Source organism: Streptomyces kronopolitis, assembly GCF_050953795.1.
Classification (GTDB): Bacteria; Actinomycetota; Actinomycetes; order Streptomycetales; family Streptomycetaceae; genus Streptomyces; species Streptomyces kronopolitis_A.
The window spans coordinates 7,769,069-7,779,738 of the sequence record NZ_CP191850.1; the positions used below are offsets into that span (position 1 = coordinate 7,769,069).

At 69.9% G+C, this 10,670-nt stretch carries 10 protein-coding genes and 1 pseudogene; 4 read left to right on the top strand and 7 right to left on the bottom strand.

Features of this window, described 5'->3' with window-relative positions; all coding sequences use genetic code 11:
* A complete protein-coding gene (locus tag ACQP17_RS33815) occupies positions 1 to 858 on the bottom strand; it encodes an SAM-dependent methyltransferase (RefSeq protein WP_433859734.1) in 858 nt (285 codons plus the stop codon).
* A 291-nt stretch (positions 859 to 1,149) separates the two neighbouring features.
* On the opposite strand from ACQP17_RS33815, the gene ACQP17_RS33820 reads away from it, so the two are divergent.
* The 4 genes from ACQP17_RS33820 to ACQP17_RS33835 all read left to right on the top strand — a co-directional run bounded on the left by ACQP17_RS33820 (position 1,150) and on the right by ACQP17_RS33835 (position 6,346).
* A complete protein-coding gene (locus tag ACQP17_RS33820; RefSeq protein WP_433859735.1) occupies positions 1,150 to 2,835 on the top strand; it encodes a LuxR C-terminal-related transcriptional regulator in 1,686 nt (561 codons plus the stop codon).
* A gap of 306 nt (positions 2,836 to 3,141) precedes the next feature.
* The gene (locus ACQP17_RS33825) at positions 3,142 to 3,528 is read left to right on the top strand and encodes a hypothetical protein (protein WP_433859736.1); all 387 of its coding nucleotides are present in this window, start codon (positions 3,142 to 3,144) and stop codon (positions 3,526 to 3,528) included.
* 217 nt (positions 3,529 to 3,745) lie between these two features.
* Entirely contained in the window at positions 3,746 to 5,308 is a 1,563-nt protein-coding gene (locus ACQP17_RS33830) for an FAD-dependent monooxygenase (protein WP_433859737.1), read from the top strand.
* A gap of 453 nt (positions 5,309 to 5,761) precedes the next feature.
* The gene (locus tag ACQP17_RS33835) at positions 5,762 to 6,346 is read left to right on the top strand and encodes a hypothetical protein (protein WP_433859738.1); all 585 of its coding nucleotides are present in this window, start codon (positions 5,762 to 5,764) and stop codon (positions 6,344 to 6,346) included.
* A 49-nt stretch (positions 6,347 to 6,395) separates the two neighbouring features.
* Here the strand turns inward: ACQP17_RS33835 and ACQP17_RS33840 are convergent, their stop codons facing one another.
* From ACQP17_RS33840 to ACQP17_RS33865, 6 genes and pseudogenes are all read right to left on the bottom strand, one after another.
* A complete protein-coding gene (locus ACQP17_RS33840) occupies positions 6,396 to 6,623 on the bottom strand; it encodes a hypothetical protein (RefSeq protein ID WP_433859739.1) in 228 nt (75 codons plus the stop codon).
* A gap of 70 nt (positions 6,624 to 6,693) precedes the next feature.
* Entirely contained in the window at positions 6,694 to 7,158 is a 465-nt protein-coding gene (locus tag ACQP17_RS33845) for a DUF4158 domain-containing protein (RefSeq protein WP_433859740.1), read from the bottom strand.
* 216 nt (positions 7,159 to 7,374) lie between these two features.
* Positions 7,375 to 8,280, bottom strand: a complete 906-nt coding sequence (locus ACQP17_RS33850) for a class I SAM-dependent methyltransferase (protein ID WP_433859741.1) — start codon at positions 8,278 to 8,280, stop codon at positions 7,375 to 7,377.
* Positions 8,281 to 8,347: 67 nt separating this feature from the next.
* On the bottom strand, positions 8,348 to 9,451 hold the full coding sequence (locus ACQP17_RS33855; RefSeq protein ID WP_433859742.1) for an NAD(P)-dependent alcohol dehydrogenase: 1,104 nt from the start codon (positions 9,449 to 9,451) through the stop codon (positions 8,348 to 8,350).
* 2 nt (positions 9,452 to 9,453) lie between these two features.
* Positions 9,454 to 9,624, bottom strand: a pseudogene (locus tag ACQP17_RS33860) (aldehyde dehydrogenase family protein); the annotation flags it as partial.
* Between the two features lie 194 nt (positions 9,625 to 9,818).
* Positions 9,819 to 10,574 (bottom strand): (5-formylfuran-3-yl)methyl phosphate synthase, encoded by a 756-nt coding sequence (locus tag ACQP17_RS33865; RefSeq protein ID WP_433859743.1) that lies wholly within the window; start codon positions 10,572 to 10,574, stop codon positions 9,819 to 9,821.
* Positions 10,575 to 10,670: the final 96 nt, after the last annotated feature.

A 10,670-nucleotide genomic window follows, 5' to 3' on the forward strand; every position in this document is an offset into this window, starting at 1 on the left:
CTAGAAGGAGTTCTGGGCAGTGAAAAAGGTGAGGCGTCGTCGAGAGGACGGCAGTGGCCGTTGATAGCGCTTCGAAAGATCGTCCATGGTGTTCTCTTCCACCTTCCATGCGAGCGACGGCAGATGCTCGATGATGTTCCGGCGCGGCTCGGTGTTTGCCATATCCGTGATATCGATTCCGAAGTCGGCATACATGGCGCTCAGACGCCGATCGGGAGCGCCCGCGCTCTGGGTGTCCTGAGCCAGTGCCCACACGCCGATCGAACTGCCGGCGGCGGAGAGCCTGTGTACGGCGTCGAAGAGCTTCTCTTCAGCGGACGCCGGCAGGTACGGCAGCAGGCCTTCGATCAGCCATGCCGTGGGCCGAAAAGGATCGAACCCGGCTTCCAGAAGTGCTGCCTCCCAGTCATCCCGCAGATCGACCGCCACGGGCCGTCGGTCGCAAGATGCCCGGGCGCCGATCTCGTCGAGAGCCTTTTGCTTGAACTCCATGACAGGCGCGCGGTCGAGCTCGAACACCTTGCAGCCGGGTGGCCAGTCAAGTCGGAATGACCGTGTGTCCAGCCCCGCGGCCAGGATGACCACTTGAGGTGCTGGGCTTCCCGTCAGGTAGTCGTCGAGGTACCGCGTGCGCAATGCCGCACTGTCGACAGCCAGCTGGAAGAGAACCCTGTTCTCCTCTCTCACCTGATCCGGATGGGTGGGTAGCGGCTTCGGCATATGCGCTGCTTGCACAAGCCGAGCCGCGAACTGATCCGTGAACAGCGGGGCGCTGTTTGCGGTTTCAATTGCCCGCAAGGCAGCGACGACAAGCGCTGTGGACGCTGCTCCGTTCATGACCGAGGAGGGATGCTCCATGGTGAATCCATTGACCCTTCTCGCCGAGTTCATCGCGGCCTCTCCCGGCGATGAATGTGATGTTGATGCCCCTCAGTATGGAGACGTGACTCGTAAGGGCACATCACGAGGTCACGTGATTTCCGGTCACTCACAAGGGCACTTCGACTCTGGTGTACGGACCGGGTGCCGGGTTATAAGGCGCGCATCGCCGTCCGCGTCGGTCAGGCCGAAGAGAGGCCTCTGTCAGGGTGTTTCCGTAGCGGATACTGCTTTCGGTAGAGAGTGCACACGAGTGGGAAAGGGGTGTCGGTGGACAGGCAGGTGCTGGCGGTGTTGCGCGACGCTGCGAAGGAAATCGCTGTGCGGTCGCCTGATACGGCGGCGAGTGTGGTGATCCGGACTCTGGGACTTGTGGGAGCGGGGCACAGTGCCCGCCCGCAGCTCCTCGCGGAGGCGGTGCGTCTGCTGTCGTGTGCGGGAAGGCTTCCTGAGGCCCGCCTGTTGGGAAGTGCCGCCTTACGCCTCGAGTTGGACACCGCGGCAAGGGCGTCGATCGAGGCGGGTTTCGCGGAGGCGCTCCTGCACACCGGTCGTACGGATGCCGTCATCACCCGCGTACGGGGGGCGCTTGCCGCGGAGGGCGTGCCGGATGACGTGAGGGCTTCCTTGCTGGCCGTCGAAGCGCATGGCCTGTTGTACGCGTCCGATGTCGGTGCGGCTCGGCGTGCCGCGGACGCGGCCGCGAGCTTGGCGAGCGCGTGTGGTGATCGTGCCGCCATGGTGTTCGCCGTCCTCGCGCAGAGTGTGGTGGCCCGAGCTGAGGGGAGGCTCGACGACTCTGTCTCAGCGGCGTGGCGGGCGGTGCGGTTCGAGGGCGAGAGCTGGGGGGTGGAACGTCACCGCCACCCTCGGTTGTGGGCAGCCATGGCGGCTGCGGCGGTGGATCGGTTCACGGAGGCCGAGTCCGACCTCGAACGTGGCCAGCAAGGCGCGGAGTCCGCCGGTGCTCGGTGGTCGCTTCCGTCGTGGCACTGTTTCCGTGCCAAGCTGCGACTGGCCGAAGGGCGGTTGGACCGCGCGGAATCCGAGGCGCGGCTCGGCCTTGAAAGGGCGTCTCGCCTCACCGCCCATGGGCGCAATGTCTGCATGCTCGGAGTGCTGTCCCAGGTGGCGGTGCACCGGGGAAATCCGGCGGAGGCGCGGGGACATATGCGTCGAGCGCGCCGGCTGATGGCGCAGGGGCTCAACGCGGTGGAAGAGCAGGTGTGGTGGGACCTGGCGCTCGTATATGACGCGTGCGGTGACCACGAGCAGGCCGCACGAATGGCTGTCCAGGTGGCGGGAGCGCTGCCGAGCCGGCTTCTGCTGCTCACCGATGACCCGTCAGCAGGACCGCAGATGGTGCGCATACTGATCAGGTCAGGAGCTGTCCGGGAGGCGGATCGGGCGTGTGCCGCCTTGGCGCGGCTGGCGGAGGCGAACCCCCGCGTGCCCTCTCTCGTGGGAGCTGCCGCCCATGCCCGAGGTCTGCTGGACGGTGATGTGGGTGCGTTGCGGGCCGCGGTGCAGGCGTACCGGACCAGCCCCCGAAAGCTTGCCGCCGCGTCTGCGCTGGAGGATGCCGCCACGGCAGAGCACGCTGCCGGCCGGAGGAACGCGGCGTCCGTGTTCGGGCAGGAGGCCTTGAGCATGTACGACGGCCTGGGGGCGTTACGCGCTGTGGAGCGGGTGCGAGGTCTTCTGCGCGGCGTCGGTGTGCGTCAGGTGGCGCCACGCGCCGGCGACGCCGCGGGATGGGGCGCGTTGACCCGTGCGGAGCGTCGGGTGGCTGATCTGGTGACAGAGGGAATGACCAATGACGCGGTCGCTGCTGCCCTGTCGGTCTCGACGCACACGGTCGACAGTCACCTGCGGAAGGTGTTCAGGAAGCTCGGGGTCACCAGTCGCGTGGCGCTCACCCGATTGGCGTTGCACAGAGAACACGAGAAGGCGTGACGCCACGCCTCGGGGGCCGCCGGGCGCACCGCCAACGCGTCGGCTCGGCCTCAGCGTCGATGACGAGAGCACGCCCCGGCGGTCGCTGCACCGGCGCAGGACGGGGATTGAGGAACATCCATGTCAGATCGTGCGCTAAGCCGGGGTCGGCCTGCTGGGCGGCTGACGGAGCATCGGCAGCCTGACCCGTCTGAAGTCTTCCCACGGATAGCGTCCTACCATCTGCGGCATCACCGAGCGCGACCCGCGGGGACACCTTCCGCACGCCGCGTGAAGGAGCTCTGTTATCTGTGGCAAGGGGAGACGGTGCCTGCGGTCCTGTTGCTGCCGACCGGGAACACTATCCGCAGCTACGGAGTCGAGGTCGACAAGACCGCGGAGCGGATCGGGGAGACCCTCCCGCTGGGCTCGGTCGCGGACGACGAGATCGGTGAGGCGCTGGAACTGCTGTCGGGCACCGCGGCGGTCAACACCTGGAACGCCCGCCGCGGCGCGGTGCTGTCCTGGCTGGGCTGGTGCGCGGAGTACGGCTACGACGGCCTACTGGTCCCGGCCTGCGCGAAGCGGCTGCCGGTGCCGGACTCCGGGACCCCGGCCCGCTCGAAGATGGCCGTGGACCGGCTCATCGCCCGCCGCGAGGCCACCTGCGGGAAGACGCCGTCGCGGATGCGGTATGAGACCGCTGCTGTATGAGACCGCCGCCCGCGCGGAGGAGATCCTCGCGGTGACACATCGAGGACCTTGAACTTCGCCGAACGCCGCTGCCCTGTGAAGGCCAAGGGCGCCCGGAGCAAGGCCCGCCGCTGCAGGCAGGACCGGGAGGGCTCCTTGGTCGTTCTCCTCGCGGGTCCGGTCCCTTGACACCGCTTCGCCTTCTTGGCCTGTTCGGTCCTCGGTCATAGTCGGCGCCATGGACTATGACGTAGTGGTGGCCGGAGGCGGCCCGGTCGGACTGATGCTGGCCTGCGAGCTCCGGCTCGGAGGCGCGCGGGTGGCCGTCCTGGAACGCCTCACCGAAGTGAACCCGACGATCAAGGGCGGGGCGATCACCACACCCAGCGCCGAGGCGCTCTACCGCCGGGGCATGCTGCCCGCGCTGGCCGAGGTGCAGCGGGAAGCGATGAACCGCTTCCAAGCATTCATGCGCGAGCGGAACGGCGGGGACGGAGGCGGGGCCGCGGGCCAAGGGCTCGGGATCGTCGGGCACTTCGCCGGAATCCTGCTGCGCGCCGACCTGGTCGACCGTTCGGAGCCGGGCCTCGGCGACGCCGGGCCCGCCGCCGAGATCGCTTTCGTGGCGCAGCAGGACATCGAGCGGCTGCTCGGCGGGCGGGCGGAGGAACTCGGCGCCGACGTGCGTCGGGGAGTGGAACTGACCGGCTTCGACGCGGACGGCGAGTCCGTCACCGTGCGGACCGGCCACGGGGCCATACGTGCCGGCTGGCTCGTGGGCTGCGACGGCGGCCGCAGCGCGGTCCGCAAGCTCGCGGGGTTCGAATTTCCCGGTACGGACCCGGAGATCACCTGTCACCAGGCGGTCGTGGAGATGACCGGCGCCGAGGACCTGAAGGTCGGTTGGACCGCCACGGACACCGGGGTGTACGCCCACGGGCCGATGCCGGGCCGCGTCGTCACCGTGGAGTTCGACGGCCCGCCGGCCGACCGGGACGCGCCGGTCACCACCGAGGACCTCCAGGCGCGGCTGCGCCGCGTATCCGGCGTGGACGTCACGATCACCGAAGTGCAGACCGCGACCCGCTTCACCGACCACGCCCGTCAGGTCACCGAGTACCGCAAGGGCCGGGTGCTGCTGGCGGGCGACGCGGCACACGTGCACTCCGCGTTCGGCAGCCAGGGGCTGAGCCTGGGCATCGGTGACGCGATGAACCTCGGCTGGAAGCTCGCCGCGGTGATCGGCGGCCGGGCGCCGGAACGGCTGCTGGACACGTACACCTCCGAGCGGCACCCGGTCGGTGCGTGGGTCCTGGACTGGACCCGGTCCCAGGTCGCGGCCATGCGCCCGGACCCGCAGTCCCGGGCCCTGCGCGAGATCGTCAGCGACCTGGCGGGGACGGTCGCGGGCACCACGTACCTCACCGCGCGGCTCAACGGCGGCGGGGTGCGGTACGAGCTGCCGGGCGAGCACCCGCTGACCGGCCGCAGCACCCCGGACCTCGAACTCACCGACGGCGGCCGCCTCGCCGACCACCTCCACGGCGGCCGGGCGCTCCTGCTCGACCTCACCGACGACCCGGAGCTCCGGGCCCTGGCTGCGGGATATACCGGCCGCGTCGACACCCTGAGGGCCGGCTGCCCGTCCCGCCCGGAACTGGCAGCGGTCCTCGTCCGTCCGGACGGCTTCACGGCCTGGGCAGCGGACGCGGGGGCGAAGGTGCCGACGTCGACGGACGGGCTGGCGGAGGCGCTGGAGGAGTGGTTCGGAGTGCCAGAGGGTGCAGTGACGCCGGGGTGATCCGCCGCTCAGCTGACTGACTCGAACCACGAGCCGATCCACCCGCGGCCGCCCCACCCACCCGGTGTGGCGGCCGCCCGCACCCCAGTGCCGGACGAGCAGCAGCCCGGGTCACACCTCTTCGGCCGAGTCCGGGGCGCGCAGGGGCGCAGACCGCCCGGCAGTTCCCATCCTCGTTCCGGACATCGAAGCCGTCGGCGCGAGGCTGGGTGAAGGTGGCGTCCATGTACCGCGTGTTGAAGAGGACCAGGGCGATGAGGACGAGCCCGATGGCGCCGATCTGGTCTTATCCGAACCAGCCCAGCTGATGGCCCGACGGGACAGATAGCAGTCGAGTTGCTGAAAGTAGTGGTCAGAAATCTTGGCGCCTCGGGGTGTCCGGGTGTGTCGCGCTGGTGGGTCCCGACTGGTTGCTTGTGACAAGGGGGCTGGGGCCAGACGACAATCCAGCACATGGATGATGCGTTCACACTTCTCCGGCGGGCTGTCGACCTGCTGCCCGAGGACGCCGTGGCTGAGAACGGCGTGACGCTCGAGGATGTTCGCGAGGACATCGCGCGCCAGGAATGGGATATGGCGCTCGACCTTCTCATCGAGATCGCGGATGTCCACCCCGTGTCCACATCCCTCTGGGAGATCCTCGCTGAGGCTGCTCGACAGATGATGGTCGACCGCAGCCGCCGCTGGTGCCAGTGGCGGAACTGGGAAGTTCAGCACGGCATCGTCCGCGCGACGCTGACCCTGCTGGGAACAGACGAGGGCGGGCGCCAGGGTCCCTTCTCAGGGAACGGTCAGCTCCGACCGCTGTGGGACATCGGTAACCGCACTTCCGATGGAGAACGAGATCTGAACATCGCCTTGGTATGGGTGGAGTTCGCTCAGGAACTCGGTCCTGGGGAGACCGCCGATGTTCGGCTGGCTCCCCAGAGCCCCGAGCAGTGGAGGAATCTGGAGCCAGGCGACGTGATCACCATGCACGAGGGCCGACCTGTCGTCGGCACGGCCACGGTCATCGAGGTCCTGCCGCCTGGCGGCTGAGCCCCTCTCGTGGGCGGCCAGGCGCGAGGCGGCCCGGGGCCGGTGCCTATCAGTCGCTGCCGGGGCTTGTGGTGAATCGGCCCACAGTGGTGCGGAAGTCAGGCATGCCGAGGTGAACGGTGGTGTGCCGGGCCGCGAGGTCGCGCATGGCGGCAAGCTTCTGTTCCGCGGCGGCGAGACTGGCCTCGATCGCGGCGACCTCGCCGAGCCATCCCTCGTCCTTGGCCTCCGGGAGTTGGTCGAGCAGGTTCGCGTGGATCTCCTCCAATCGGGGCATCTGCTCGGGAACGGGCCGCAGGGCGGGGTAGCGGATGCAGGCGTGTTCGTGGACGCAGGGAGCGCCGAAGTCACGTGCGCAGACGCCGAGGGCAACCTCCCGCAGCTCGAAGTGGGCCAGGAAGTCCTGCCATTCCAGCGCGTTGGGCGCTGACGATCTCCTCCGCGCGCTGGAGCTCCCGCTTCATCTGCGGCCCGGCCACGCGCACAGGGCCGCGCCGCAGCCGGTCCAGCTCCGAGCCCCGCTCGCCGTACAGCGTCAGGCGTGACGGGCCCGCGATCTCCAGCTCCTCGGCCACGTACGCGGTGACCATCGCCGGCACCTGCCGCGTGTCCGGCATGAACCGGCCCAAGTAGCGCACGCTCGCCAGCTGGACCGCGTACCCGAGCCGATTGTGCGAACGGCTCTTTGCCGGCACCGCCTCCCGGTCCGCGTCGTCCAAGAAGGTGTACCGCTCCAGCTCCGCCCGCGAAGGCGCCCTGTGAAACGTCCCGTACCGGGCCGTCGGCTCATCCGTCCGGAACTCGACTGCCACAACGGCTCTCCGAAGCTCGACAACCACGACCCACGAAGGCTCCGACGCCCAATCACCCCAGGTCAAAAGCCCAATCAGGCCGGAGACGGCTCAGCCCACGATCTGACACGGATGTTCCTCAGGCCCCAAGACCACGATCCGCAACCGCGAGCGCGAACGTGTCGGCTCGGCGTCGAAAGGCGAGAGGCCGAGGTCCGCTGCGAGGCGGAGTGTCACTCACGGCCGGGGCTTGTTCGCGAACACCCAGCGGTTGCCTGCCAGCGCGTCGTTGGGCTCGGGCATGGGGCCGCGTCCGTGCCGGTGGGTGAAGTCGAAGGGGGTGTGGACGGAGGTGGACCAGCCCTTGCCCGACAGGGCACCTGCGGAGTCGGGCCGTGGCTCCCGGGCGAAGAGGTTGAGCAGGTCGATGCCGATCTGGTGTTTCGTCGAGGTGTAGAGCGGGCTGTCGCGGTACTCCAGCAAGTCCTTGTCGAGCTTGACCTCGAAGGCCAGCGCGCTTCCCCCGGTGCTCAACCGGTCCACCGTGTCGATGAGGTACGTCTCTGCGGCGTTGGTCAGATAGAACAGCAACCCCTCGGCCAGCCAGACGCTCGGTGCGGCCGGGTCGAAGCCGGCGTCGGCCAGCGCTCCGACCCAGTCGTCGCGCAGATCGATCGGGATCGGGACGCGCGCTGCCGCCGGGGTGGCCGACAGCCCGTCGAGCACCTTGCGCTTGAACGCCAGCACGCCCTCCCTGTCGATCTCGAAGACCACACAGCCGGGAGGCCAGTCGAGTCGGAAGGCCCGGGTGTCCAACCCCGCCCCGAGCAGGATTACTTGGCGGGCATGCGTCTGCGTCGACCGGAGAAGGAAGTCGTCGAGGACCCTGGTGCGCAGACCGAAGTACCGCGCGAAGCGCCCCCACAGCGGATTCGCGTCCCCGTCCGGTACCTGTTGCATGCGGACCGGCCAGCCCGCGCATGCCGACGCGGCGCGCACGAAGTGCTCTGCGTAGACGTCCCGTGCCAGGCTGTCGTGGCGGTGGGTCTCGATCGCCCGTGCCGCGGCGACCAGGAGGGCGGTCAGGCCGACCCCCTCTTCCACGTCTTCCGCACCGGTGTGTCGATGCACCGTGCCGACCATGTGTCCTCCCTTGGCGCGAGTCCGGTCCCGAACAGCGGGGAATGCGCTTGCTTGCTCCGTGCCTCGGTCATCGGCCCGTCCGTTCCGGAACCAGGACGGGCTTGACCACGCGGCCCGCGTCGCAGTCGCGTTCGGCCTCGTTGATCTCGGCGAGCGGATACGTACGGATCAGCTGATCGAACGGGAACCGCCCGGCCCGCCAGAGCCCGGTCAGGCGCGGAATCAGCAGTCCCGGCACCGCATCCCCCTCACAGAGGTGGGAGACCTTCCGGCCCCGGTCCAGTGCCCCCGGTTCGAGCGGCAGCGTGGTGGGGAGCCGTGCCACCAGGCCGAGGTGGCCGGTCGGGCGCAGTGCCCGGAGCGCATCGTTGATCAGCCGGGCGGAGCCGGTGGTGTCCAGCGCGAACTGCGCGCCGCCGTCGGTCAGTTGTCGAATGCGGCCGGGCAGGTCGGCCGACGCGGCGTCCAGTGGCGTCGCGTGGAACCGCTCGGCGAGGGCCAGGCGCGCCGGGCGCCGGTCGACGGCCACGGTCACCGCCCCGGCGGCGTCGGCGGCCAGCACCGCGGCCAGGCCCACCGCTCCCGCGCCGAAGACCGCGAGGGTGTCTCCGGGACCGATGCCGAAGGAGTGGAAGACCGCTCCCGCGCCGGTGAGGAAGCCGCAGCCGAGCGGTCCGAGCAGTTCGACGGGGAGCGAGGGGTCGACCCGGACGGCGTTGCGGGCCGGGACCATCGCGTACTCGGCGAACGAGGACTGGCCGAACCACCGGGGGGCCAGCGCGTCCCCGGCCGCGTCGGTGAACCGGGCCGCGTTCTCCTTGCGTCCCCCGAAGAGGTTGAGCGCGGCGAAGGAGTCACAGTAGGCGGGGGCCGCGCCCCGGCAGCTGCGGCAGTGTCCGCAGGAGTCGAAACTCAGCACGACATGGTCGCCGACGCTCAGGCCGGTGTCCGGGCCGCCCCTCTCCACCACGACCCCGGCGCCCTCATGGCCGAGCACCGCAGGCAGCGGCGAGCGGCCCGCCGAACGCCGGACCGCGAGATCGGTCCGGCACATCCCGCAGCCCGCGATCTCGACCAGGATCTCGCCGTCGGCCGGCCCCGCGTTCAAGGCCACCTCTTCGACGGTGAACCGGCTGTCGTACGCGCGCAGTACCGCCGCACCGAATCTCATCTTCACGCCTCCCGCGGCCGGTGTACGACGAACGGTCGGAAGTTTCCGTAGAGCCCCCACAGCCCGCCCGCGACGCCGACACCGCTCTGCTTGATGCCCGCGAAGGGCTGGGCGAGGGACAGTTCGGCATGGTGGTTGATCCACACCGTCCCGCACTCCATCCGGCAGGCCACCGTGGCGCGGGCGGCGGGGTCGGCCCGCCAGCCGCGCCAGGCCTCGTGGGCCCGGCCGACGACGGTGTCCAACGCGTCCGGCCGCTCGTCGGGAGCCTCGTCGAAGGCCTCGCCGGTGGCCGGATCGAGGACGGGGAAGCGCCCGCGGGGGGTCCGGGGCGCGGGATGGGACCGGCGCGTCGGCATCCCGGCGGTCAGCTCGCGGTGGCGACGGCGGCCGCGGCTTCCCGGGCATGCCGGTCCATCTCCGCCCGGAAGGCCGCCACCAGCTGCGGCTGGATCCTTCCGGTGGTGCGGTCGCCGCCCTCGCAGACCGCCCCACGCACCCCCACGATGTCCGTGCCGATGTGGGTCAGCGTGCCGAGGTCCGCCACCTTGACGCTGCCCGCGAGGGCGGCGAGCAGCTCGGCCTCGTGGGCCAGCCGCACGAACTTCGCGCAGACCTTGGGCGGAACGTGGTCGAACAGCCGCGTCCCGTCCTTGACCGCGGTGTCGAGCATGGCCGCGTCGGAGCCGGAGCGGCGGGCGATGTCGGGCAGCGCGAGCGGGTTGACGCAGCCGATCCGGTGGGCGTCTGCGTAGCCCGAGGCGACCACGAACGCGTCCGGCCGGAAGTCCTTCACCGCCCGGACGGCCCCGCGCATGACCTCGGTGGCCTGGTCGGGCGTCGTGCATCCATAGAGGCCGACCTTGATGTATGTGGCTCCGGAGACCGCCGCACCGAGCGCCGCCTGAGCCACCGTGCCGGGCTTGTACGGGACGTCTCCCACGGTGGCGGACACCGGCGTGTCCGCCGGGATCGCGTCGCGGATCTCCCGGATGACCCACGGGAAGTTCGCGCCGAGAGAGCCCTCATCGGGCTTCTTGACGTCGACGATGTCGAGGTGCTCCGCTGCCTTCGCGCAGTCGAGGGCCTCCTCGACGCTGTCCGGGGAGATGAGAAGCAACACCGTGGATTCCTTCCACCGCATGTCCACCGGCCCGAGGGCAGATGCGCGGAGTCGACTGGATCACGTGCGGTCCGCTCATCATTGCCGCGGCCGCTG